Annotated in this window: 18 protein-coding genes and 1 tRNA gene; 9 read left to right on the plus strand and 10 right to left on the minus strand. The window is 70.5% G+C overall.

Annotated elements, in window-relative coordinates; genetic code table 11:
- Positions 1-7: 7 nt before the first annotated feature.
- Together PBV52_RS22570 and PBV52_RS22575 are read right to left on the minus strand one after the other, a co-directional pair.
- Entirely contained in the window at positions 8-556 is a 549-nt protein-coding gene (locus PBV52_RS22570; protein ID WP_274240593.1) for a GNAT family N-acetyltransferase, read from the minus strand.
- A complete protein-coding gene (locus tag PBV52_RS22575) occupies positions 553-1,836 on the minus strand; it encodes an XRE family transcriptional regulator (RefSeq protein ID WP_274240595.1) in 1,284 nt (427 codons plus the stop codon). The genes PBV52_RS22570 and PBV52_RS22575 overlap by 4 nt, the downstream gene beginning before the upstream one ends.
- A 241-nt stretch (positions 1,837-2,077) precedes the next feature.
- Here PBV52_RS22575 and PBV52_RS22580 point away from each other — a divergent pair, with 241 nt between their 5' ends.
- The 7 genes from PBV52_RS22580 to PBV52_RS22610 all read left to right on the plus strand — a co-directional run bounded on the left by PBV52_RS22580 (position 2,078) and on the right by PBV52_RS22610 (position 11,076).
- On the plus strand, positions 2,078-2,524 hold the full coding sequence (locus PBV52_RS22580; RefSeq protein WP_274240596.1) for an ATP-binding protein: 447 nt from the start codon (positions 2,078-2,080) through the stop codon (positions 2,522-2,524).
- Between the two features lie 287 nt (positions 2,525-2,811).
- Positions 2,812-2,940: a hypothetical protein gene (locus PBV52_RS22585; protein ID WP_274240598.1), complete on the plus strand. Its 129-nt coding sequence runs from the start codon at positions 2,812-2,814 to the stop codon at positions 2,938-2,940.
- A gap of 189 nt (positions 2,941-3,129) precedes the next feature.
- Entirely contained in the window at positions 3,130-3,309 is a 180-nt protein-coding gene (locus PBV52_RS22590; RefSeq protein ID WP_274240600.1) for an FxLD family lanthipeptide, read from the plus strand.
- A gap of 216 nt (positions 3,310-3,525) precedes the next feature.
- On the plus strand, positions 3,526-6,480 hold the full coding sequence (locus tag PBV52_RS22595) for a lantibiotic dehydratase (protein WP_274240601.1): 2,955 nt from the start codon (positions 3,526-3,528) through the stop codon (positions 6,478-6,480).
- On the plus strand, positions 6,477-7,751 hold the full coding sequence (locus PBV52_RS22600; protein ID WP_274240602.1) for a lanthionine synthetase C family protein: 1,275 nt from the start codon (positions 6,477-6,479) through the stop codon (positions 7,749-7,751). The genes PBV52_RS22595 and PBV52_RS22600 overlap by 4 nt, the downstream gene beginning before the upstream one ends.
- Positions 7,752-7,772: 21 nt before the next feature.
- Positions 7,773-9,854, plus strand: coding sequence for a methyltransferase, FxLD system (fxlM, locus tag PBV52_RS22605; protein ID WP_274240603.1), 2,082 nt, complete (start codon positions 7,773-7,775; stop codon positions 9,852-9,854).
- 88 nt (positions 9,855-9,942) lie between these two features.
- Positions 9,943-11,076, plus strand: coding sequence for a hypothetical protein (locus tag PBV52_RS22610; protein WP_274240605.1), 1,134 nt, complete (start codon positions 9,943-9,945; stop codon positions 11,074-11,076).
- A 6-nt stretch (positions 11,077-11,082) separates the two neighbouring features.
- On the opposite strand, the gene PBV52_RS22615 is transcribed toward PBV52_RS22610, so the two are convergent.
- The 5 genes from PBV52_RS22615 to PBV52_RS22635 all read right to left on the minus strand — a co-directional run bounded on the left by PBV52_RS22615 (position 11,083) and on the right by PBV52_RS22635 (position 16,852).
- Entirely contained in the window at positions 11,083-12,795 is a 1,713-nt protein-coding gene (locus PBV52_RS22615; protein WP_274240606.1) for a relaxase/mobilization nuclease domain-containing protein, read from the minus strand.
- Positions 12,792-13,532 carry a MobC family plasmid mobilization relaxosome protein gene (locus tag PBV52_RS22620; RefSeq protein ID WP_274240607.1) on the minus strand — a complete coding sequence of 247 codons (741 nt, stop codon included), beginning with the start codon at positions 13,530-13,532 and terminating at the stop codon, positions 12,792-12,794. Before PBV52_RS22620 ends, PBV52_RS22615 begins: the two co-directional genes overlap by 4 nt.
- A gap of 173 nt (positions 13,533-13,705) precedes the next feature.
- On the minus strand, positions 13,706-14,617 hold the full coding sequence (locus PBV52_RS22625) for a DUF2637 domain-containing protein (RefSeq protein WP_274240609.1): 912 nt from the start codon (positions 14,615-14,617) through the stop codon (positions 13,706-13,708).
- Positions 14,618-15,053: 436 nt separating this feature from the next.
- Entirely contained in the window at positions 15,054-16,379 is a 1,326-nt protein-coding gene (locus PBV52_RS22630) for a DUF3631 domain-containing protein (protein ID WP_274240610.1), read from the minus strand.
- Positions 16,380-16,612: 233 nt separating this feature from the next.
- The gene (locus PBV52_RS22635; protein WP_115907254.1) at positions 16,613-16,852 is read right to left on the minus strand and encodes a hypothetical protein; all 240 of its coding nucleotides are present in this window, start codon (positions 16,850-16,852) and stop codon (positions 16,613-16,615) included.
- Positions 16,853-16,948: 96 nt separating this feature from the next.
- Here PBV52_RS22635 and PBV52_RS22640 point away from each other — a divergent pair, with 96 nt between their 5' ends.
- Together PBV52_RS22640 and xerC are read left to right on the plus strand one after the other, a co-directional pair.
- Complete coding sequence (locus PBV52_RS22640; RefSeq protein ID WP_274240612.1) at positions 16,949-17,632, plus strand: helix-turn-helix domain-containing protein; 684 nt, start codon at positions 16,949-16,951, stop codon at positions 17,630-17,632.
- Entirely contained in the window at positions 17,629-19,266 is a 1,638-nt protein-coding gene (gene xerC, locus PBV52_RS22645; RefSeq protein WP_274240613.1) for a tyrosine recombinase XerC, read from the plus strand. Before PBV52_RS22640 ends, xerC begins: the two co-directional genes overlap by 4 nt.
- Before the next feature lie 34 nt (positions 19,267-19,300).
- Here xerC and PBV52_RS22650 read toward each other — a convergent pair.
- The 3 genes from PBV52_RS22650 to PBV52_RS22660 all read right to left on the minus strand — a co-directional run bounded on the left by PBV52_RS22650 (position 19,301) and on the right by PBV52_RS22660 (position 24,214).
- Positions 19,301-19,373: transfer RNA gene (locus PBV52_RS22650), tRNA-Lys, on the minus strand.
- A gap of 122 nt (positions 19,374-19,495) precedes the next feature.
- Positions 19,496-21,031, minus strand: a complete 1,536-nt coding sequence (locus PBV52_RS22655) for an amino acid permease (protein ID WP_274240614.1) — start codon at positions 21,029-21,031, stop codon at positions 19,496-19,498.
- A gap of 48 nt (positions 21,032-21,079) precedes the next feature.
- Positions 21,080-24,214, minus strand: coding sequence for a VCBS repeat-containing protein (locus PBV52_RS22660; protein WP_274240615.1), 3,135 nt, complete (start codon positions 24,212-24,214; stop codon positions 21,080-21,082).
- Positions 24,215-24,261 lie beyond the last annotated feature (47 nt).

The raw sequence follows: 24,261 nt of genomic DNA on the forward strand, positions 1-24,261 counted from the left end.
CACGGATTCAACCTGAGTAGCGGATGACGCGGATCATCACGGTCAGGACCGGTGAGGCCGGTGACGGTTGGCTCTGTCCGATGTCCTTGTACCCCCACGACTTGTAGAGCGCGTGGACTTTTCCGTCCCCGGCGGCCGGGTTGACCATGAGCGTGACGTACGGCTCGTCGCGGGAGGCGAGGAGGGCGTCGTGGATGCGGAGGGCGGTACCGGTCTTCCGCCAGGGTGGCCGGACGCCAATCTCCTTCAAAGCCACGGTCGGATGCTCGGTGTACTTCTCGGCCGGCGCCGGGCTGGTGCGCTGCCAGTAGCGGTCGCCATGTTCGATGGTGTTGGCGTAGGCGTAGCCGATCGGATGTCCGTCCGCGTACGCGAGGACGGCTGTGAACCCCGGCTCGGTGCCGTGTCGGTCCAGGCGCTCGCCGAACGCGGTGACGGCGTAGTTCGGCAGGTGGAGGAGCGGGGCGCGGACTTCGGCGTACACGTCGAGGAGGTCGCCGCGGGCTGTGTCGAGGGTGGTGAAGGTGCGCAGTTCGATGGCGGGCGCCGTGGTCATGCGGCCATCCTCCAGGTGGCGGTGTGCTCGGTCCAGGTCTGCACGGTGGAGCTGCCCGGCGCGGTGGCGCGCAGTGCGGCCCCGAACTCCTGCAGCATGCGCGTGACCCGGGCGTGCTGGGTAGCGGCTTCGGCGGGGACCTTCATCGCAGTAGCCGTGGCGGCGTCGGGGGCGCCCTGGGCGAGCTGGGCGTGGGCGAGCCGGGTGGTGGTGATGGCTCGGGACCGGATCATGTGGGGCCGGAGGGCGGACAGGCAGCGGTGGGCGTGGTACTCGGCGGTCGAGTAGTCGCCGAGCGCCAGGTGCGCCGACAGGGCCAGGGAGTCCAGTTCGGCTTGGTCGTAGAAGGCGAGCATCCATACCGGCCGGTAGTCGGCGGGGTCGGCGCGCAGCATGGCGTCCTGAGCCTGCTCGAAGGCGCGGCGGGTTCCGGTGCGGTCCTGCGCTGTGCCGTGGATGGCGCCCTGGCGGGCCAGGCCGAGGGAGGCGAACAGGGGGTCTCGGCGGGTGAGGTGCAGGTTGCGGGCGACGTCGTTGGCGGCGAGTGCGTCGGCGGGGCGGCCCATGTGGCGGTACATGGTGCCCGCGTGGCTCCAGATGCGGAACTTGATCGCCTGGTCGCCGGACATCTCGGCGAGGGCCTGGGCCTCGCGCATGTGTGCCTTGGCTACGTCGTAGCGCCGGCCGTCGATGGCGGCCCACATCGCGGAGGAGCGGAAGGCGGCTGCGGAGGCGTAGAGGTTGCTGCGCACCCGCTGGGTGGCGCTGCCGGCGTTCTGGAGGTTGAGTGCCTCGTCGGCGAGGGCGGCGGCCCGCTGTTCGATGCCGAGTTGTCCGCCGTGGCGGTGGTCGCTGGCGATGATCTCGGCGAAGCGCTTGTTGAGGCGGTTGACGTCGCTCATGCCGATACGGCGCGGCGAAGCGGTGCCGGGTGCGGCTGCTGCTGCGGCTGCCGCCGCGATGCTGCCGACGAGGGTACGGCGCTTCATGTCGGGGTCCTCCTGCTGCGGTGGGGCCGGGGTGGACGAAGGCCGGCTCCGTGGCACGAACCCTAAAGCGACGGCGGGTAGTCCGGTGACGTCCTCAAGTGCCTTGCGGGCGGCTGACTTTGGCCACGTGACCCGGCCCGCTTTCCATGCCCGGACCGATGAGCCGTCGAGTCCTCCAGGGCGCCCGGTCAACCGTTCAATGGCGCTGTTCACGGCCTCGGCGAGGCTGTTGGAGCTGTAGCCGTGTTCGGTCATCCACGCCTCAAGAACGGTGTTGCGGGTGGTGTCCATGCGGGCACGGTAGTCCGCGCGATCCCTCCCCACCAGGTAAAGGGCAGGTCAAAACGCCCTAGGCGGGTCCGTCGGCTGAATGCCTGAACGCCCTAACCAGCTTGGTGGGAAAGGGAGTTGTCTGGGTGCTGGTCGCCCGCCGCGCCCCACCGTGCGGGCGGCTGTTGACGGCCCGGCCCGCCCCTGAGGTTCCCCCGCGGGGGCGGGCCGGGCGCCGAGACGACACGAAGGCTCCACCCCAATGACGAGTCTGAGAACACCAGTTGAGGCCCTCTCCGTCGGCCACCCCACGTACAGCCAGACCTTCCCGTGCAAGCCGTCCACGGCCGAGCTCGGCCGCGAACTCGTCCGAGACGTCCTCGGTGTATGGCACCTCGACGGCTTCGCCGACCGTGCCGCGCTGATCGTCACGGAGCTGATCGCGAACGCCTCCAGGCACACTCCGTGTCCCGAGATCCGTCTCACGGTTGGGCGGCCGAGCGCGACACGGCTGCGTGTCGGGGTCGTGGACCGGGAGCCATCGCGTCTGCCCATACTCAGCCACGCGGCTGACGACGACGAGTCGGGGCGTGGGCTGCTCCTCGTCGATGCTGTTGCCGACCGTTGGGGCTACGACCTGCACGGCTCGGGCAGACGCCCCTGGGGCAAAGAGGTCTGGGCGGAACTCCGTACCGGGGGCGGCGAGTGAGTATCTCGGCCACGGCACCGTCGCCCCTTCCGGATCTCGCTCGACTCCGGCCCCGCCAGCAGATGGCCATGGACTGCGCCCTCTGCGCTCGGCCGTTGGGAGCGAGCGGTCGGCGGCTGGGCGAGATACGCCACCGGGGTCTGCCGTTCCAGCTCTGGGCCTGCGCTCCCCACTGCCAGGCCGCCAGATCGACCATCCCGACCAGCTGAGAAAGGGGACGTCCTTCCATGGAGTAGCCGTGGATCACCGGTGATTGCTGGCTCGGCTGCGGGCGTACCGGGGTCCTGGTGATCTGGCTCGGTCCGGTGCAGTGGGACGGGCAGCACGCGCCCTTCTACGCGTGCGAGCCGTGCCTCGATCGCCTCAAGGCCCAGGCGCTCGCCTACTTCATGGAGCGGCGGCCGACATCCGCTTGATCAGACTCTCGACACACGACTTCCCGGCGTGAGGCAGGAACCCCGTGAGGACTTCCTACGCGGAGCACGTCCCCTCGTGCTGGGCGGCCAGGAGCCGTTCAGGGAGCAGCCATCTGGCAACGCTCCCCTGACGGCACCTGGTGGGCGCTCCAGCCCAGTAACACCACAACGATTACGAGGAGTTGAAGTATGACGCGCAGCACCGTAGTTCTCAGCCGCACCGAAGTTCGTCCGCAGATGCCGGGGGCATCGGACGGCTTCGACCTGGACGTCTCCCTCGCTGAGATCGCCGACCCGGCGGGTCTGGTCAACCTGACCGACGACAACTGCGGGTCCACCTGCGGCGCCTGCACCACCAACGTCGCCTGATTCGGCCCCAGGTCACCCCGGTCTGGTGCCGCCGCGTCTCCACGCGGCGGCACCAGCCGCCCGCCCCCCTCACCACGGAGGTACTTGGTGGTTGCTTCGCCCGCAGCGTTCCGCACCGGTTCCACTGCTCTCGTGCGTGCCGTGGCCCGGCCCTCGCTGCCGTTTCCTCCATGCCCTGACCTCGACGACCGCTCGCCCAGTGGTGCGTCTGCCCGTGTGGCGTGGCTACGCGCGGTCTGGGCGAACGAGGACGTCGTCGAGGCACTCCAGCACTCCAGCCCAGTCCTGGCCGCGCAGGTAGGGGCCCTGTGTACGACCGAGTATCCAGCCCTCCGTGATGTGCAGCGCGCAGCGCTGTCCGTGGCCCGCTACCTGCTGCGGGCCCAACACCGGGCCACGCCCTTCGGCCTGTTCGCCGGCGTGGCCGCCGCGGAGTTCGGCCCGCAAGCGCGGGCCGACTGGGGCGAGGAACACGTGGCCGTGGGCCGCGCGGGGGCAGAGTGGCTGGCGGCCCTGGGCGCACGGCTGGAGTCATGCCCGGTCCTCCTCGAACGGCTGCCCGTCGTCATCAACGACACCGTGACGTACCGGGGAGACCGGCTCATCGTGCCGTTCCAGCCGGACGTCCAGGACGAGCGGACGCGCGCGGTCGAGGCGTCTCTGGCCCTGACTGGACCGGTGCGCGCGGTCCTGGCCGCGACCCGGGTGCCGATCCGGTTCGGCACCCTCGTGGACAGGCTCCAGGCGGAGTTCCCCGAGGCCGGTCCCGAGAAGGCGCGTCAACTGCTGGCGGAGCTGATCCGGCGGCGAGTGCTGATCACGGGCCTGCACGCTCCGAGCACTGAGACCGACGCCCTCGGGTATCTGGTGAGTCAACTCGACGCGATCGACGCTGGAAGCCTTGCCCCGGTCGCGGAGACCGTGCGCGAACTCCGCGCGGTCCGGGCGGGTCTGGAGGAGTGCGCCACGCACGGTGGCCGGGACAGCGTCGCGGCGCGGATGCGGGACCTCGTCCCTGACCTGCGTCGCCACCCTGTCGCGCTTGACCTGCGCCTGGACGCGCAGATCGTTCTGCCGGAAGCGGTCGCCCGAGAGGTCGAGCGCGCCGCTCTCATCCTGACCCGCTTGAGCATCCGCCCGTACGGGACCGCCGCCTGGAACGAGTACCACCAGCGGTTCTACGAGCGGTACGGCATCGGCACGATGGTGCCGCTCGCGGAGGTCGTCGCGGACAGCGGCACCGGCTATCCCGACGGCTACCCAGGCGCTCCGGCCGGCGCACGCAGGCCCCGCGTCTCCGCTCGGGATGACGCCCTCGTACGGCTGGCTCAGACCGCCGCGCTCGACGGCCGCGACGAAGTGACCCTCACGGACGAACAGATCGAGGCCCTGGACGTGGGTCCCGACGAGCCTCGGCTGCCGCCGCACTTGGAAATCGGGGTGCGCGTGCACGCGTCCAGCCTGGAGGAGCTGCAGCGTGGGCGGTTCCGGCTGGAGGTCGCAAGCGTGTCCCGTGGCGCCGGCGTCTCCACGGGCCGATTCCTCCGCGTGCTGGCCCCCGCCGACCGCGAGGCCCTGGCCGCCGAGCTTGCCGACCTCCCGGCCGCGGACGGCAACACCGTGCCCGCGCAGCTCTCTTTCCCACCCCTGCTTTCCGAGAGCGCCCACGTCACCCGCTCCCCACAGGTCCTGCCCACCGTGATCAGCCTTCAGGAGCACCGCGCTCCGCAGGACACCGTCCTCACCCCGGAGGACTTGGCTGTGGGGTGCGACGGCCGCCGCATGTACCTCGCCGTCCCCGAGCGGGGCCACCGCGTGGAGGCCGTCGGGATGCACGCGTTGAACCTGCGCACCCACACCCCGCCGCTGGTGCGGTTCCTCACCGAACTGTCCCGCGCCCAGTGTGCGCAGGTCACCGTCTTCGACTGGGGCGCCGCAGCAGCGATGCCGTTCCTTCCACGTGTGCGGTACGGCCGGACCGTGCTGGCCCCGGCGCGCTGGCGGCTGGAGGCGTCCGAGCTACCCGGCCATACCCGCCCTCGGACCGAATGGGACGCCGCGCTCGCCGACTGGCGTGCCCGGCGGAGGCTGCCTCGCCGCGTCCATCTCGTTGAGGACGACCGGCGCCTCTTCTTCGACCTCGATGAGGCCGGCCACCGCGCGCTCCTGCGCCGGCATCTCGACCATTCGCGCCTGGCCGTGCTCGTCGAGGCCCCGGAACCGGAGGCGTACGGCTGGTGCGGCGGGCGAGCCCACGAGGTCGTGGTGCCCCTCAAAGCAACCAGGCCGTCGGCATGGCCGCCACTGCCAGCCCCCACCCGGGCCCGCGCCCTGTCTGCGGCCCAGATTCAGACGCCCGCCGCTTCCTCGGTTCTTCTGGCCGCCCTCTACAGCGACCCCCGCCGCCAAGACGTCTTGCTCTCCCGGCACTTTCCCGGCCTCCTCGAACAGCTCGGCAACCCGCCGTGGTGGTTCATCCGCTTCCGCGACCCGGACCAGCACCTCCGCGTACGCATCGCCCTCCCCAACCCGGAAGCCTTCGCCGACACGGCCCGAACGGTGAGCGCTTGGGCCGACGAGCTACGCAGCATCGGCCTGCTGGCCGACCTGCGCTATCCCACCTCCTACCGGGAGATGGGCCGCTGGGGCTCCGGCACCGCATGGGAGGCGGCCGAGGAGGTGTTCCGGGCGGACTCGCGCGCCGTCCTGGCGCAACTCGCGCAGCCACAGCGTCCGGGCCAGCGCACGCTGGTGGCGGCCCACACCGTTGCTATCGCGTCCGCCTTCCTCGGCACCACCGAGGCCGGGATGCAATGGCTGATCAACCACGTCCCGCCGACAGCACCCGTGCCCGTTCCACGCCCGCAGTTCACCGAGGCCGTACGGCTCGCCGACCCGAGCGACGACTGGTCGGCCCTGCGCAGTGTTCCCGGCGGAGACGCCATCGTGTCCGGATGGGCCGACCGGAAAGCGGCGCTCGCCGCGTACCGGCCGCACCTGCCCGGCCCGGACACCCAGGGCATCGCCGTCAACGACGTCCTGACCTCCCTGCTCCACGTCCACTTCGTGCGCCACGTCGCCGTGAACTTCCCGGAGGAAGAGGTGTGCCTCTACCTGGCGCGCGCCGCCGCCCTGGCCTGGACCGCCCGCACCAAGGCGAGGGCCTCGTGACCGACCATCCCGCGCTCGGCCTGGTCGACGCCATCGCCGCCCGGCTTGCCGACCCCGACACCTTGCCCCTCGGCTTCAAGACGCTGTCCTCGGACCGGCAGCACCTCGCTTACGGCCCGCCCGGAATCGCGCTCCTGCACATCGAGCTGGCCGCGAACGGCCTCGGCCCCTGGCACCGCGCCCACGACTGGCTCACCGCCGCCACCCGGCAGCCGCTCACCAGCGGCCCGGACAGCCACCCGTTCTACGGAGTACCCGCCTTCGCCCACGCCCTGAGCTGCGCCGCCGACCACCTGCCCGACTCCTACCAAGGCGCCCTCGACACGATGGACGGCCAGATCGCAGTCGACGTCGGACGGCGTCTCGACGCCGCACACCGCCGCATCGACGCCGAACGCCTGCCACAGCTCGCCGAGTTCGACGCCATCCGGGGCCTCACCGGATACGGCGCATACCTACTGCGCCGAAACCCCGGCAGCTCCACGATGCGCGCCGTTCTCGACTACTGCGTGCGCCTCACCGAACCGATCACCCACCACGGCGAGACCCTGCCGGGCTGGTGGACGGAGACCGGGCCCTCGGGCAACCCGGACGACCGATTCCCCGGCGGGCACGCCAACACCGGTATGGCGCACGGTATCGGCGGCGTTCTCTCGCTCTTGGCCGTCGCCGCCCGGAACGGCGCCGTCACCGACGGGCACCACGCAGCACTGCGCACCATCCTGACCTGGCTGGACCGCTGGAAGCAGAAGACCGGCGGTGGACCGGTCTGGCCGTACTGGGTCACTCAGGGCGAGCTGCGCAACGGGCGCCTCGGCCCGTCAGCCCCCAGACGGCCATCCTGGTGCTACGGCACCGCCGGCCTCGCCCGCGCCCAGCAGCTTGCCGCGCTGGCCCTCGGCGATGCCAGCCGGCAAATCGACGCGGAGAACGCGCTCGTGGCCGCCCTCACCGATCCCGAGCAGCTGAAGGCCACGACGGACAACGGCCTCTGCCACGGGTTCGCCGGCCTCGCCCACACTGCCGCGCGTACGGCCGACGACGCTCACCCCTCGACCGCGGGAAGACTCCGCGCCGCGATCCCGGCCCTCCTGGCTGAGATCACTCCCCCGGGCACCGACCCAGAACTCATGGCCACAGCGCTCATCCAGGACGAGAAAGGCGGCCCCGGCCTCCTCGACGGCGCCGTCGGCATAGCCCTGGCCCTCCTCGCGCCCAGCACCGCCGCACCACCCCAGTCCGCCTGGGACGCCTGCCTCCTCACCGCTTGAACCACCGACCGAAGGACCTGAATGCCTCCCGACCGCTGGCAGCAGCACAACATCACCTTCGCCGACCGTGAGAGCGCCCGGCGCACGATCGCCGAACGCCTCGGCCCCGCTCTGATCGAGGCCGAGGCCAACGGGCAGCTCACCGGCTGGTGGTTCATGAACAAGCAGCCCTGGCCGCTGCGTTACCTCGCAGGCAAGCCTTCACCAGCCATCGAGTCGCTCCTGAGCGATCTCATCGGCGATGGCGTGGCCGTGTCGTGCCTGCCCGGCGTCTACGAGCCCGAGACCGACACGTTCGGCGGGCCCGAGGCCGTGGACGCAGCCCACGAACTGTTCCACAGCGACTCCCGCCACCTGCTCACCTACCAGCTGAGCCCGATGCACTTGGGACGCCGGGAGACCGCCGTCCTGCTGGCGAGCGTCATGATGCGCGGTGCTGGACTCGACTGGTTCGAACAGGGTGACGCATGGGCGAAGGTAGCGGCTCTTCGACCGGCCACCGCTTCACAACCACCCGAACGAGCTGCCGAACTGGCTCTGCCCATGCGGAAGCTCATGACCGCCGACGCCCACAGCATCTGCCGCCCGGGTGGCCCACTCCACGCTCACGAGGAATGGGTGACCGCCTTCGAACGGGCCGGAGCCACGCTCGCCGACCTCGCAGGCCGCGGCGCCCTCACCCGCGGCCTGCGAGCCGTCATTGCCCACCACGTGATCTTCCACGCCAACCGCGCCGGTCTCCTCCGGGACGACCAGAGCGCCCTGTCCCAGATCGCACGAGAGGTAGTCATGGGAACGAGTGACCACACCGCGTCGCCCACCGAGGCAACGGCCGACATCGATAGCGTCAGCGCGGTGAACACCGACACGATCACCATTCCCACGGCGGACGCCGAGCGCCTCCGCAACGCCCTGGTCGACCAGCTCCGCGCGGACGGACACGCCCGCACGCCCGCCGTCGAGACCGCGTTGCGGACCGTGGCCCGCCACGTGTTCGTGCCCGACGCGCCACTCGAAGACGCCTACGCCAATGCACCGGTGCACATCAAGTACGACACCGACGGCACGTCCATCTCCTGCGCCTCCCAGCCGGGCGTCGTCGCCCTCATGCTGGACCAGCTCGAAGCCCAGCCCGGCGAGCGCATCCTCGAACTCGGTGCCGGCACCGGCTACAACGCCGGTCTGCTCGCTCACCTGGTCGGCGAGAGCGGACACGTGACCACCCTCGACGTCGACGACGACCTCGTGGAGAGTGCCCGCACGCACCTCGCCGCCGCCGGAATCACCAACGTCGAGGCCGTGACCCGCGACGGGGCCCTCGGCTACACAGAAGCAGCGCCGTACGACCGGATCATCGCCACCGTCGGCGCGCACGGCGTACCGCACGCCTGGCTGCAGCAGCTCGCACCCGGCGGCCGACTCCTCGTCCCCCAGCGCCTCAAGGGCACCGTCTCCCGCTCCATCGCCTACGAGCAGCGCGACGGCCGGTGGGTGTCCCTCGGCAGCGAGATGAACACCTTCATGCCGCTCCGGCGGGGCATCGCTGACGACGACCGCCGAGTGATCCCTCTCAGCACGGACGGCGCCGTACGACTCCAGGCCCCCGCCGGGCTCAACATCGACGCCGACGCCCTCGCGGGCGTACTTGACCAGCCGCGCACCGAGGAGTGGACTGGCATGACGGTCCGCGCCATGGAGTCGCCCGAGTGGATGGAACTGTTCGTCACCAGCTCCCTGCCCTCCGGTCTGATCCGGATGCTGTTCCCCCAGAGCGCCAAAGGCACTCTGCTCACCGAGGACCCCTACCCCTCGTCCACCGCGGTCGTCGACAAGGGTGCCGTCACATACCTCGCCCGGCGCCTTTCGAAGAAGAAAACCCCCGAGGGCGACAAGCTCTGGGAGTTCGGCGTCATCGGCCACGGCCCCGGCAGCGACGAGCTGGCCGCGAAGGTCGCCGACACCATCCGTACCTGGGACAGGGAGTACCGAGGCCGTGAGGCCACGTTCGAGATCCAGCCCCTGGACACCCCCGAGATCGAGCAGCGCTCCGGTCTCTTCGCCCTCGACACCCCGCTGAACCGCATCGTCGTCGACTGGCGATGACGCCCCACGCGTAGCGGACGGCGCCCGTCGGCACACGGCTGGCGGGCACCGTCGCCTCAGCAGTCGTCACTCTCGACCCGGGGGATCCATGGACCCGCACGGCCCCATAGCCCAGCGTTTCCCGCTCGTCGCTCGATTCCGCCCCGCCTGCCTGCCCCTGCCCGAGCGTGTGCACAGTCTCGTCGACCTGGCCGACACTGCGGTGAACAAGACCGACCAGGGGCTTGCATCGGCTGTCTACAACCAGGCCGCGCTCATCGCCTCCGACCTCGGCCTTCCCGGCCTCGCCCGCGAGATGTGCCACCAGCACGCCGCCGCCTACCTCCACGCCTGCCCCCTGCCCGGCATGAGCGCTATCCGAGGACTGGAACCGGTCGTCAACCTGGCCCGCCTCCAGATCCGCGCCGGTCACGCCGATGAGGGCCGTCAGCGACTCCTCGACCTGTACAAGGCCGTCGAGTCGGGCACGGCCGCCCGCTTCGAGGGCGTCAACGTACCCGCGGACCTCACTGCGACCGACGAAGACCGCCAGGAGGTTCGCGCGTGGCTGTGGCGCGTACTCCTCGCCGACGGCACGCGCACCCTCACCACCGAGGGGCGATGGGACGAGGCCCTGGCGCACATCGAAGCCCACCACGGCATCGGAAAGCGGATGCTCGACGGTCGACAGGTCGCCGTGCTCGCCGCCCTCGTTGCGGGTGACACCTCGTGGGCCACTGTCCTCCTCGCCGACACAATGCCCGGCGATCCGTGGGAGCAAGCCGTCACGGCATGCCTGACCGTCCTGTGCCGCCGCGACGCCGGGCAGCCGATCGACGGCCACCTGGCGGACCTGGTGGCGGCCTACCTCGGACGGAAGACCGAACTCGGGATGACCGTCTTCGACACCCGGCTCGGACTCACAATCCTCGACGCGATCGGCTCCGCCGGGGCGCTCACCGCGCACCGCATCGTCGCGGACCTCCACCGCAGGACGACGGACGCCGAGGACGGCTACGCGGCCCGCGAGAACTTGGCTCATCCTCTGTTCACCGAGATCGCCACCGACCGGCAGGTGCAGGACTGTCGCGCGCTGGTGCACGCCTGCGCCCTCGGTGCTGGGATCCTCCCGGACGAGCTGCGAGGAGAACTGACGGCGGCTCTGCACGCCAGCGACAGCATGATCCGGGAAAGCGTCGCACGTTCCTCCGATCCCGGAGGAACGCAACCACTGCGGTTCTGACGGTGTCTATCGGCGCTGTCGGTGATGCTGATTGGTAGGCGGAGCCACCGAGGGGAGCCGACTGTTTCCGGTCTGCTGAGTGGGGATCGAGCCTGCCATGGTCGACTGCAGGCGGGCGGCTTCGGCAAGACGGTTGCGTGCCGGGTTCCGGCCGGTGTGCTGGATGCGGGTGATCAGCACGCGGGCGGGTTGGCGGGCAGTGGTCAACTCGCGTTGGGCGGCAGCCTCCTTGAGGAGCTGGTGCGGCTGGTGGCCACGGGCTTCGGCGTCAGCGAGGACGGTGGCGAGCGCCGGCCAGGCCGGGTCGGCGAGGATCCGCTCGGCGTGGTCAGGGACAGCTGCTCGTACGTCGTTGGCGAGAACACGGCGGGCTTGATCCCTGGGCGGCCGGGCTGTGAGTTCGGCGAGCGTCGGAGCAAGTGCTCGGTCTGCGGCTGCCTGGAGGTGCCGGACGGCCTGGCGGGCGGCGTCGGCCTGGTGAGCGTGGCTCTTCGCTTCGTGCCAGCGCCCGGCGACGATGGTCGCCCAGACGAGGGCTGCGACCAAGGCGGCCAGTGCGCTGCCGTCGGGTCCGGTGGCGGTGTGGACGATGTCGCGGGCAGCGCTACGCAGCGCGTGAGCGGCACGGTCTTCCGCCCGTACCTGGGAACGCTGAGCTCGGGCGAACGCCTTGGATGCGGCCTGGAGTTCGGCGCGCAGAGTTTCGGGGGCTTTCTGGGCGGTGGCTTCAAGGAGTTCACCGAGGGCGGTGACGTGGGCCTGGGCGTGGCTGTCGTCGGCCAGGTCGGTGTGGAGGGCGTCGAGGGCCTCGGTGGCCTGCTGCCAGGGGGTGCTGGGGCGGTCGCGGCGGGCGGTGGGGTGTTCTTCGGGCTGGCTGGATTCGAGGCGGGCCTTGATTTTGGGCAGGGTGAGGTCGGGGGCGATCTTGCCTCCGGGGTGGAAGATCTGCTCCTGGTTCTCGTTGAGGTCGCCGGAGCGGCCGGCGGCGTAGCCGAGGAGGTCTCCTGACGGACCGCGCCGGGCCTGGACCTCGATGCCGTCGGCTTGCAGGTAGGCGATGAATTCCTCGGCGTTGGTCACGTGCGGGATGGCGGCGCGGATGCGGTCCTGGAGCCACTCGCGGCTGGGCTGTTCCCAGCCGAGGCGTTCGGCCTTGTGCATCTCGGCCTGGGTCGGGCGGCGGGTGCCGGTGCGGTCGCCCTTGTTCAACTGCCGGAGCCCGTATTCTTTCTCGATCTCGCGGCAGGCGTCGCCGACGCGAAGTCCGCTGTCGTGGAGTTTGGGGCGGCGGCCGTCTTCGCGGACGGTGGTGGCGAGGATGTGGATGTGGTCGTCGGCGTGGCGTACGGCGATCCAGCGGCAGGCCAGGTCGTCGCCGGCGGGGGCGATTCCGGCCGCCTGGACGATGCGCTGGGCGATCTCGCCCCACTCTGCGTCGGAGAGGTAGCGGTCCTCGGGGGCGGCGCGGACGGGGCAGTGCCAGACATGGTCGGAGACCTTCTTGCCGAACTCGCTGTTGCGCAGGTGGACGGGCTCGTCGAGGTAGCGGGCGAGCGCGGTGAGGGTGGCGTTCTCGTCGCGGCCGGGGTCGGGCATGCCGAGCATCGCGAACCCGGCGACGATGTGCGGGTCGAGGTGCTCGTCGTGGCGGCCGGGGCCGTAGAGGTAGGCGAGCAGGCCGCGGGTGTTGGACCCGGCCGGTTTGATGGCGGCGATCACGCGGCTGCCTCCGTCTCCGAGTCGGCGGGCTGACGCAGGGCCTCGGCGATCAGCTCCAGGAGCTGCTGGAGCTCGGTCAGTCGCTGGCGGATGTCGGGTGGGGTGTGGTCACTGTTGAGGGCACGGGCGATCTGATTGACGTTCACGCCGATCCGGTTGAGCTGGCGCAGGGCCTGGGCGCGGAAGATGTGGGTGCGGCGGCGGTCCTCGGACAGGGGCAGGTTGGCGGTGAACCGGCCGGTGACGAAGGCGAGGACGATGTCGGCGGCGAAACCGGACTCGCCCTTGTAGCCATGCTGGGCCGTGGCGTCCCGGAGCAGAGCGAGCTGATCGGCGGTGAAGCGCAGAGGGCCGACGCGCTCGTCGCGTTTGGTACCGGTGAAGCGGCGGATGGCGGGCTGCACGCTCTTCACGGCAGGCTCACCGCCGACACTCTCAGCGGTGTCGGCGGCGGAGGCGGGGCGCAGGGTCGCGCGCTGGACGGCGTGGAGCGTATCCGGGTCGGAGCCGCCCTCGGCCCCGGCCTCCTGGTCCTGCGCCCCCTGGCGCTGGGCCTCCTCCGCCACCCCCGGGGCGGAGACCCCCGATGTCCGGCCTTGAGTCGGACTCGGGGTACTACTGGCTCCGCCCGGGGCAGCCCGTCCGAAGGCGCGGCGCCAACGGTCCATCAGCGTAGGCGACTTCGCCAGCAGCAGCTCGTCGGGAGCGTTGTCGGGATGGAGTGGGTCGTGCGCCATGGACGGTTCTCCGGAGAAGGGGTGGGGAGGGTGTGCGGGGCACCGCGACGATTCAGAGGGGGTTCGGACGGCTGCCGCTTCGTCCGCAGGTGTGGACGATCGGGCGTTGCGCGGGGCTGTGACGGGCGGACCGGGTGACCGGAAGGGTTCCGGTCACCCGGCAGGAGTTGAGGTCAGCCGCCGGCCGGATCGGTCTCCGCTGCGGCTTCGAGGTCGGCCCGGAGGATGTCCATCACCTCGGTCAGCCGCTTGCTGCCGACCGTCAGCCCTTTGTCCTCAACCGCTGTTCGGACGACGGCGCGGGTGAGCTTGCCCTGCTCAGCGGCAGCAGCCCGGCCGATCTCCACGAGTACCTCAAGCGGGGCGCCAGGCGGACGGCCACCGCGCGGCTTGCCCGCTGCAGCGTCGGCGGGCGATTCCGGCGACTGGACGGATGTGGCGGCCGGTGGCTCCGTGGCCCGGGCGGGCTCGATGAGTAGCTCGGCCGGCCGGATGTGCTCGACCGGAGCCTCGGCCCACTGGCCGACTGCGGTGGCCGACGACTTCGCGGGGTGGACGGATGTGGTGGCCGTTGGTTGCGGCACCTGCACAGAATCCGGGGCTGGATGACTGGCAGCAGGCTGTGCGACCAGTTCGTGGATCTGCCGCATCAGCACGCCGAAGGCCACCATCGCGGCGGCCGGGGGAACCGCGGCCACCACGTAGTCGAGCAACGGCACGCTGCCGACTTCGCGCGTGCCGGTCACGCCAGCCACGTTGAGCCCGATGGAGCCGACCGATCCGATGGCGGTGACACCGATGGCCCATTTGTCAGTGACGCGGCGCAGGCCAGCACGGAGCATGAGCAGCTCGCCCGCGACGATGAACGCGTCCAGCGTCGCGGGCCACGCCCAGCGGCGGGTCGGCGAGTCACGGAGTCCATGCTGGGCGGCGACCTCGGCCAGGTGCGCGTAGGAGAGCCAGAACGCACCTGCGGTCAGGGCCGCGATGACGATGCCGGCCGTGCGGAGCACATACTGCTCCGCACTCAGCTTCGCCTTCGCCGGCTGGTCGTCCAGGGACGGGCGGTCTGGGCGACGAGACATGATCGGGATCCTCAAGCGGGGTGCTCCTGGGGTAGTGGCGTGGTGCGTCTTTGCCGTCTTGGCCGTTGCAAGCGCAGGTCAGAGTGGGTACGGCGAGCGCCTAGGTTCCCCGTCCTGGCGGGCGCTGCCGACGTCTTGTTCCGACTCGGAACAAGACGTCGGTGCGTTTGACGGGCACCTGGTTTCGGGTTTGGCCGTGTCCCGCGTCGAGACGGTGGCGTTGCCTCTTCCGTCCCGGAGGGCAGGGCTGCGACCTGTGCTGATACGGCAGGACGGCGGGGTACGGCACAAGACGGATCGGGACCGCGTCTTGGGCAGGCAACGCGCCGGTCATGATCGCGTTGCCGTCTTGGCCCTCGCTTCCGTCTTGGCCGCATGCCGTTTGACCTGCGAGATCACGGCAGGGACGACAAGTACGGCAACCAGGGGGCGGGGCTCAGCCCTCGCTGAAGCCGGAGCCGGAGCCTGGGTCGGCGTCGACGGGGTGGACTGCGGGGCAGTACCGGCGCCAGGCGTCGAGGAACTTGTTGCGCATGTACCCCTTGCGCTGAGTCCGGTCGGCCATGCGGACGTTGCCGGGCCTGATGTCGAACTCACGCAGCATCCTGCTCAGCTCACGGGCGGTCAGCCCGCCGCGCCCCCACTCGCCCCACGGGGCCTCGGGATCCTGGCACAGGTGGTGCAGGAGTTCCTCGGTGGACAGGCTGTCCACCTCGCGCTGGGCGACGAAGACCCGGCGGATGTCGGCGAGGATCCGCGCCCCGCTCGGGTGGTCCTCCTCGGTCGCCGCCTCGGCGGCGACCATCCGCGCACACGCCACCCGCACCAGACGGGGCCAGTGCCCACCGGCCAGATCGGCGACGATCACCAGCGGCTCCCAGGTGTCCGCCGCGCGGTCCTCGACCGGCATGTCCGGCTCCAGGTTCGCGGCCTCGTCCAGCAGGGGCCTGGCCCACGCGGCGATGCGGTCGCGCAGATCATGCAGGGCCGGGATGTCGCGGCGGGAGCGGAAGGGCTTGACCTTCTCGCCCTCGGCCCGGCGCCGCATCCGGATCACCACCGCCCGGTCCATGATCGTGTCGGGCAGATCGCCGATCCCCGCGATGGCCGCCATGGCGAAGGTCGCGAACCGGTGCGGGGTGTGGTCGTTGCCGACGACCCGGGTCACGTAGCGGTTGCGCTGGTGACCGGCGTTGAGCAGGCCACGCATCTCCTCGTTCTTCTCGGCCATCTTCGGGGTGCCGAAGATGGTGTCCGCCTCGTCCACCAGGAGCGTGGGCGGATTCTCCTCGGTGATCGAGCGGAAGATGGCTGCCGGTGTGGTGTTGATGGTGAGCATGGGCTCGTGGACCGTCTCGGTCAGCACGTCCAGCAGCCGCGACTTGCCACACCGCTTCGCCGGCCCCACCACCGCCAGACGCGGCGCGTGCTGCCACGCGGGCTGCAAGTGCGTCGCCGCCACCCACAGCGTCACGGCGTCCAGCGCCTGCGGCGGGGGCAGGATCACGAACTGGGCTATCTGCTCACGCAGTTCGTCCAGCAGCTTCGAGCCGACCGTCGGCTCCGCATCGGGTATCGCCTCCAACCCGCTCGTCGCGTCCGCCGCATCGGCGCTGTGGGCGGGCGCGTCATCGCTCAGGTCCGGGCCGACGCCGTCAGCCTGTGCGGCGCGCAGGTGGGCGCCCGGTCGGCCGGGGATGGCGGTGGTGGGCCAGACCGCCTCGGCGGAGGCGGAATAGGACTCGGGGTTCTCGGGTTGCACTCGGCGGCTCCTCGTCTGGCGGTGGCGGGCTGGCATGCCCGTGCCGCCGGGTCGGTTCGCATCGGATTGGTGGGGAGTCATCGGGCCTCCGGCGTTGCACCGCCGGGGGCTCTCCCTCTTCTCGCGGGCGTTCGGACACCGCGAGGGAACACGGACAGTACGTCCACGCCCCGCCACAGTCCAGCGTTTCTGTGTCAGCTCAGCGCAGAACTGTCTGCTACGCTCCCGCCCCTTCACGCCGCCAGACCCAGCAGCTGCAACAGATCGGCGGTCACCACTCGGTAGGCGTTGCCCAGCCGCAGCACCTTGCACGGGTACTGGCCGCGCTTCGCCAGCTCGTACCCCTTGCTACGCCCGAGCCCCAGAGCCCGATTGCCCGTGTCCAGGTCAACCGATACGGGGAGAGCGAGCAGCTCCTCCCGGCTCATCCCCTTCGCGCCCTTCGGTCGTCCGGCCGTCGTGTCTTCGCGCATGCAGTGCGCCCCTTTCCGTGCAGCCCTCGGCGAACGCGGTCGTCACATCCGTCTCCAGGCGCCTACAAACCAGGATGACGAAGTTAATGTGTCTGCATGACACAACGCGGTTTCGATGATGGAAGTGACGAGGACGACGTCCCGGAGTGGGCGGACCGGGTCAAGGCCAACGTGGCCGGCGAAGTTCGGCGCAGGAGGAAGGAGATGGGATGGAGCGCGCAGGAACTGGCGGACCGGTGCGAGCAGCTCGGGCATCCCATCCCGCGCAACGTGATCGCCAACATGGAGTCCGGCCGCCGGGCCAATCTCCCGCTGGTGGACGTCATGGTCCTGGCCGCCGCGCTGGAGACGTATCCGGTCTGCCTGGTCTTCCCTGTCGGCTACGTCGAGGAGACCCAGGAGCTTCCGTTCCAGCACCTCGTGCCCACCTGGGACGCCCTGCGCCGCTTCACCGGCGAAGAGGACGTGTTCGGCTACGACGCGGGCCTGGTCCCCGACTTCGAGGCCCACGCCAGCCTCGTGAGCACTGCCCTCGCCGCGCTAGAAGAGGAAGAACGGGCACGGTTCGCAGCCAAGACGGCCACCAGCCGCGCCCAGCAGGAAGAAGCTGAGCGCCAGCGGGCCAAGTACGCCGATCAGGCCATCTCCGCCAAGTACAGCCTCCGCCACCTCCGACGCGATCTCCGCGAGGAGGGGGCCATCCCACCCGATCTGCCACCCGCACTGGGCGACGTCGACGCGCCCGAACCCGATACCGACACCCCGGAGGAACGCCTTTGAAGGGCTCTACCTACCGCCGCTGCTCGTGCCGCGACCCGAAGACCGGCAAGGAACTCGGCTCCTCCTGCCCGAAGCGCAAAAGCCGGAAGCACGGTTACCACTCCATACGCCAGGAGCTGCCACCCCGCGAGGACGGCACCCGCCGCTCCTTCAGCCGCGCTGGCTACGAGTCCCTGAAGGACGCCCAGTCGGACCTCGACCACGTCCGCGCTCTGCTCGCCCTGGCGGACAAGGACGACCCCGACAGCCTCCAGCGCCTCGTAGCCCTGCTGGAGGAGGTCGCAGCCGAGAAGGCCCCGCTGCCCGCCATCGAGGAGACCCGACGCCGTCTGAGGGCGGGCCTGGCCCTCCGTGGCAGCCTCACCGTCGGCGAGTGGCTCGACCAGTGGTTCGCCGCGAAGAAGCGCCGCAAGACCACGCTCAACGGCTACGCCTCCCACATCCGCGTCCACCTGAAGCCGCGCATCGGCCACGTACGCCTCGACCGCCTCAACGTCGGCCACCTGGTGGAGATGTTCGACGGGATAGCCGACGACAACGAGGTCATCGCGGCCGAGAACGAGGCCCGCCGCGAGCAGATCGCCCGCTGCAAGCCGAGCAAGCCCGGCCGCCCCGTAGGAGCCGAGCGGAAGTTGCTCGCAGCCGAGCGGGCCAAGCTGGCGGAGATGAAGCCGTTCCGGAAGATCACCGGCCCGGCATCCCGTCAGGCGATCCGCCGCACCCTGCGCGCGGCCCTGAACTCAGCGATCGCCCAGCAGCTCATCACCTTCAACCCGGCGTCCCACGTCGAGTTGGAGTCCGGCAAGCGCCCGAAGCCACTCCTCTGGACCGATGAACGTGTCCGGCGCTGGCGCGGGACGGGCGAAATCCCTGGCCCCGTGATGGTGTGGACCCCGCAGCAGTTCGGCGCCTTCCTCGACGCGGCCGAGGGCGACCGCCTGTACGCGATCTTCCACCTCATGGGCACCCGCGGCCTCCGTCGCGGCGAGGCGGTCGGCCAGGACTGGCACGAGATCGACCTCGACGCCGGACTCATCACCCCCGCCAAGGAGATCGTGGTGGACGGCTGGGACCCCTACGAGTCGGAGCCGAAGACGGACGGAAGCGCGAACACGATCGCGCTCGACAGCACGACCATCTCCGAACTGCGCGAGCACAAAGCCCGCCAGGAGAAGGAGCGCGCGCAGTGGGGCGATGCCTGGCAGGACACGGGCAAGGTCTTCACGAAGGAAGACGGCTCCTGGCTCCATCCCGGCACGGTCTCCGAGACCTTCCGCCGCATCCTCGCCACGACCGACCTGCCACCCATCACCCTCCGGGACCTCCGCCACGTCGCCGCGACGCTCACGCACGGAGGCGGCGGCGACATCCACACGGTGAAGGAGACCTTGCGGCACTCCACGATCACGCTGACCTCGGACACGTACACGAGCCTGCTCCCTGAGCTGGACCGCGAAATCGCCGAGAAGGCAGCAAAGCTGATCCCCCGGTCGCGTCCGGCGGCTGCTGATTCGTCCGCCCCAGCAGCCCGCGATCCGCAAGCCGCGAGCGCATCCGCTCACGCATCGCTCACGCAATGGCTTGAGAACGAAGCAGCGCCCGACCCGACCGAAGCCGACTCAGGCGCTGCGTAGCAGGTCAGAGGGGTCAACCCCCACCTGCAACCTGTAGGCCCTGTGGGACTCGAACCCACAACCAATGGATTAAAAGTCCACTGCTCTGCCAATTGAGCTAAGGGCCCAGGCGATGTTGCCACCCCGAGCATAGCCGCCCGTGGCCGTGTCTCCGATCGGGTATCGGGGACACGGCCACGTCGACGGTGGCGGACGGCGAGGAAACAAGCCCTCGCGCGCCGCCGTGGCCCTACGGATCCACCGCTTCAGGCGCCCCCGCCCGAGCCGCCTCCCGGGCGATCGTCCGCTCGTGGTCGGGGTTGAGGAACCAGTGCCGGGCCGAGGCCAGCCACCAGGTCGTGGCGAAGCCGAGGACGACCAGGACGGCGATCGGCGCGTAGTTGAAGGTCTCCCAGGTCACCGGTGACACCTGCGGCAGCATGAACAGCACCGTGATCACGCCGACCCACGCCACCGCCACCACCCCCACGACCCCCGACCAGCGGCCCAGATGCCACGGCCCCCGCTCGAAGGCCTCCCCCTTGCGCAGCCGCAGCAGCGTCGGGATGACGTAGGCGATGTACAGGCCGATCACCGCGATCGAGGTCACCGCCGCGTAGGCCGTCACATTGATCAGATACGGCAGCCCGAGGACCAGCGCCCCGCCCGCCGCCAGCCACACCGCCGCGACCGGCGTGCGCGTGCGCGGGCTGACCGTGTGCCAGACGTGGGAGAAGGGAAGCGCCCCGTCCCTCGAAAAGGCATAGATCATGCGGCTGTTGGCCGTCACCGACGCCATCCCGCAGAACAGCTGCGCCCCGATCACGACCAGCAGCAGAAGCTTGCCGGCGGTCGCGCCCAGCGCATCGAGCAGGATCTGCGCGGGCGGCGCGCCCGTCGGGGACGTGAGGGCACCCTCGTACGACTGGATCGCGAAGGTGAAGCCCAGCAGCAACACGAATCCCGCGATCCACGACGTCCAGATCGACCGCACGATGCCCTTCGGGCCCGCCGTCGACGCGTCGTGCGTCTCCTCCGTCATGTGCGCCGAGGCGTCGTAGCCGGTGAAGGTGTACTGGGCCATCAGCAGGCCCAGCAGCACCACGTACACCCCGCTGCCCCAGCCCGTGTTGTTCACGAACTCGCCGAACACGAAGGACGCGGACTGGTGCTCGTCCGGTACGAAGGCCAGCGCGCCGACGATCACCGCGACACCCAGCACGTGCCACCACACGCTGATGCCGTTGAGCAGCGCGACGATGCGTACGCCGAAGGTGTTGAGCAGGCCGTGCAGCACCAGGATCCCCGCGAAGAGCAGGATCGTGCGGCCCGGCGTCACCTCGAAACCGAACTGCAGGTTCAGGTACGCGCCCAGGAAGGACGCGGCCCCGAAGTCGATGCCCGCCGTCACCGCCACCTGGCCCAGCACGTTGAACCAGCCCGTGAACCACGCCCAGACGGCGGCCGTACGCGACGGCGCGAGCCGGTGTGCCCAGAAGTACAGTCCCGCCGACGTCGGATACGCCGAGCAGATCTCCGCCATGGACAGGCCGACGAAGAGGGTCATCAGGCCCACGGCCACCCAGCCCCAGGTGATCACCGCCGGGCCGCCCGTGTTCATGCCGAACAGATAGAGGGTCAGGCAGCCCGACAGGACCGAGATGATCGTGAAGGAGACCGCGTAGTTGGAGAACGCCGACATGCGGCGGGCGAGAACCTGCGTGTAGCCGAGCTGGGCCAGCCGCTCTTCGTCAGACAGCCCACTCGCTATGGCGTCATCTGTCATGTCCCCAGCGATTCCCGCGCCGGGGGCATGACACACGTCACAACTTGGCTAGAAAAGGCCCTTGTAGCCCTGCCAGCCGCCCGCGATCTTCACCCGCGCCCCGAACGACCCCTTGCCGTCACCGTTGTTGCGCCAGACATTGCCGCTGCCGTCCCGCGAGACGAGGTCGGCCTTCCCGTCCCCGGTGATGTCCCCGGGGCCGACGATGACGTTGTAGCCGGTGCCCCAGCCCGTGAAGACCTTCACGCGATCCTTCAACAGACCGTTGCCCAGGCCGTTGTAGCGCCACAGCGCCCCCGCCTTGTCACGGGCGAGGACGTCCCCGTGACCGTCGCCGTTCAGGTCCCCGGCGCCCAGGATCTTCGGGTAACCGGTCCACGCCGAACGGATCTTCTTCCCCGCCGCAAGCGTCCCGTCGCTCTTCGCCGCGAAGAGGTAGATGTCCCCGGTCGACGCCTTCCGCGCCAGCAGGTCGGCCCGCTTGTCACCGGTCAGATCACCGGGCGAGGTGAGCACGTTGTAGGCGTTCCAGCCAGTACCCAGCTTCGTGTACGCCATCGAAGTCTCCGGCGCCAGACCGCACTTGACCTTGTAGCCGCGCAGCGAGCCGTCGCCCATCCGCACCAGCACGTCATTGCAGCGATCGCCGTTCAGGTCCCCGAAGGGCACCGCGACGACGGACGTCGACCAGCCGCTTCCCGACACCTTCCCGGAGAACGTGCCCTTGCCCGTGCCCTGCTGGAAGGTCAGCGTCCCCGAGGAGTTGAGGGTGAGCAGGTCGCCGTCACCGTCGGGCAGCCCGTCCGAGCCCACGTGGTCATGGCGCGCGGGGTCGCCGTGCAGCAGCTTCACGGAGCCGCGCACCGCCAGCGGGTCGCCGACGCCGTCGGCCGGTGTGACGGTGAGCGTCCAGTCGTAGGTCCCGTTCGGCAGGAACACGTCCCCGCCGGCCGTCGTTGTCGGGTCGTCACCGTTCCAGCCGACGCTCAGCTCGCCGCGCGCCGCACCGCTGTACCGGCCGGCGTTGTAGATCTTGCCGGTCGCGCGGTTGCGTACGGTCAGCTCCCAGCCCGCGGACGGCTTCGACAGCTGCACAGTGGTCAGGGTGTCGGGCGTCGCGTCGATCGTGCGCGCCTCGACGTACGACGCACTCTGCGCCGGCCCCAGCAGCCGCAGCGGCTGCTGCGCGACTCCGGACGGTACGAGGTGCACGCGCTCCTGGTCGTCGACGTACGCGGCGTTCGCGCCCGACTCGTCGACGGTCCAGCGCACGTCGCGCTGCGAGACCCCGGTGTCGGGCAGATCGCCGATGACGCGGCTCGCGGGCGTGCCGCCCGCGACGGTCGTCAGCGTCAGCTTCCCGGCCTGCTTGTCGTGCGTGACGACGTACCCGTCACCGAGCTTGGCCTCGCCCGCCGGCACGGGCACGGACGCCTTGGCCGTACGGTCGTAGACACCGGCCTTGCCGTCTGCGCAGGTCCAGTACAGGTACCGGCCGAGCGCCTGGAGTTCGGTGGGGATGCAACCGGCGTCGGTGGCGAGGGTCTCGGTGGTCTTCCTCGCGGTCAGGTCGTACGCGGTGACGCTGCCCGGGGTGGTGCCCGCGGTCCACAAGGTGTCGCCGGAGAGGGCGGCGGCGCCGGGAGTGCGGGTCATCGCCGCCGTACCGTCGTTGCCGATCTTGAGGACGGTCTGCTGGGTCGCGGTCGTGTGGATCAGGTACTGGCCGGAGACGTCGGTGATCCGCCCGCCCGCGGGGACCCCGCGCTCCCAGAAGCTGTACGGGGCGGGGCCGTTGACGCGGAGCCGGTCGTGGTCCGCCGTGTCCTTCGCCAGCCAGACGGCACGGTTGTCGGCCGTGCCGTACAGCCGGCAGCCGCCCTCCGCCGGCGGGCAGTCCTGGAGCAACAGGTCGGTTCCGTCGTACGAGGAACGCGCGCCGAACTCGGGCGTGCCGGTCGCGGCGACGGTCCGCAGGTAGCTGTCGCGGTTGCCGTACCGGCTGTCGTCGGCGACGAGGAGCCGCCCCTGTTCGAGGGCGAGGCCCTGGATCTCGACCGGCGGCTTCGGCAGCGCCTTGACCTGGGTGACGACCGGGGCCCCGCCGTCCGCGCCCGGGCTGATGCGCTGGATGCCCCAGTCATCGGCAGCGGTGGACGTACGGCCCACTACGGCTGCGGTGCCGTCGTGGGAGACCGAGAGGCCACGGGTGTCGGACGACGTCAGCAGGGTCACCGCGGCGCCGCCCGCGATCGGCTGGGCCTTCACCACCGTGCTGCTGGTGGAGCGGAAGACCAGCCAGTCGCCGATCACCGCCAGGCCGAGGGCGGGGTTCACACCCTCGCTCTGCAGCGTGACCTCGGTCGGCGCCGCGGACAGGTCCGCCCGGGGCAGGACGAGCACCTTGGCGTCAGCGGCGTAGTACAGCACGACGTGGTCCGCCGTGACCACGATGCCGGGGTACGCCTGGGCCAGCGGCCGGGTCCAGCCGGTCACGCGTCCGGTCTGCCGGTCGACGCCGACCACGACGGTCTGGCCCTCGTACTGGCCGTAGTGGAACAGGCTGGTGGCGTCGGCGCCCCGGGGAGCACCGATGCGCAGGCCCGCGGGCAGGTCGTCGACCGCCACGTCGCGGGTGGTGCCGTCGGCCTCCGGGCTCAACAGGTGCACCGTCTTGACGGTCGTGCCGTCCTCCGCGGTGGCGGTGCTGGACGTGACGACCACGCCGTCGTACGCGGTGATCAGGTTCTGCCCCGCGGGGACCTGAACCGTCCGGGTCGTGTCGTCCGAGGCGTTCCACAGCTCGACCCGGCCGTCTGCGTAGCGATACGGCAGGACGTCGGTGCCGGTCGCATAGGTGAAGGTCGCCCCCTCCTTCGTCGGTACGGCCCGGGTCGTGCCGTCCGCGTACCGCGTCCAGAGCAGCTCGTTGCTGCCCTCCATACGGTGGAAGACGCCCTGGCTGCCCGCTCCGTCATGACCGGTGCCCGTGCCCGCGTAGTGGAGCGACGCCCACAGGTAGCTGCTCCGCAGCGTCGCCGGCACCACCGTCTCCTGCGCGCCCTCCACGGCCGACGCGGCCGGCAGCAGCGGGCTCAGCCCAGCAGCGAGGGCCGCGGAAGCCGCGACGGCGACGGCCGCGCGTCTCGCGCGCGAAAGACGTACGAAGGCATGACGAGCCAAGGCGAATCCTCCCCAGAAACGCGAGGGAGAGCGTGCGGTGCGTCAGA

It is taken from the genome of Streptomyces sp. T12 (assembly GCF_028736035.1).
GTDB lineage: Bacteria > Actinomycetota > Actinomycetes > Streptomycetales > Streptomycetaceae > Streptomyces.

Excerpts from the sequence above, each read along its gene's own strand:
- PBV52_RS22620 (WP_274240607.1), bottom strand. The coding sequence starts at position 13,532 with ATGGCGCACGACCCACTCCATCCCGACAACGCTCCCGACGAGCTGCTG.
- PBV52_RS22640 (WP_274240612.1), top strand. The coding sequence starts at position 16,949 with ATGACACAACGCGGTTTCGATGATGGAAGTGACGAGGACGACGTCCCG.
- PBV52_RS22655 (WP_274240614.1), bottom strand. The coding sequence starts at position 21,031 with ATGACAGATGACGCCATAGCGAGTGGGCTGTCTGACGAAGAGCGGCTG.
- PBV52_RS22635 (WP_115907254.1), bottom strand. The coding sequence starts at position 16,852 with ATGCGCGAAGACACGACGGCCGGACGACCGAAGGGCGCGAAGGGGATG.
- fxlM (WP_274240603.1), top strand. The coding sequence starts at position 7,773 with ATGCCTCCCGACCGCTGGCAGCAGCACAACATCACCTTCGCCGACCGT.
- PBV52_RS22570 (WP_274240593.1), bottom strand. The coding sequence starts at position 556 with ATGACCACGGCGCCCGCCATCGAACTGCGCACCTTCACCACCCTCGAC.
- PBV52_RS22580 (WP_274240596.1), top strand. The coding sequence starts at position 2,078 with ATGACGAGTCTGAGAACACCAGTTGAGGCCCTCTCCGTCGGCCACCCC.
- PBV52_RS22575 (WP_274240595.1), bottom strand. The coding sequence starts at position 1,836 with ATGGACACCACCCGCAACACCGTTCTTGAGGCGTGGATGACCGAACAC.
- PBV52_RS22590 (WP_274240600.1), top strand. The coding sequence starts at position 3,130 with ATGACGCGCAGCACCGTAGTTCTCAGCCGCACCGAAGTTCGTCCGCAG.
- PBV52_RS22625 (WP_274240609.1), bottom strand. The coding sequence starts at position 14,617 with ATGTCTCGTCGCCCAGACCGCCCGTCCCTGGACGACCAGCCGGCGAAG.
- PBV52_RS22610 (WP_274240605.1), top strand. The coding sequence starts at position 9,943 with ATGGACCCGCACGGCCCCATAGCCCAGCGTTTCCCGCTCGTCGCTCGA.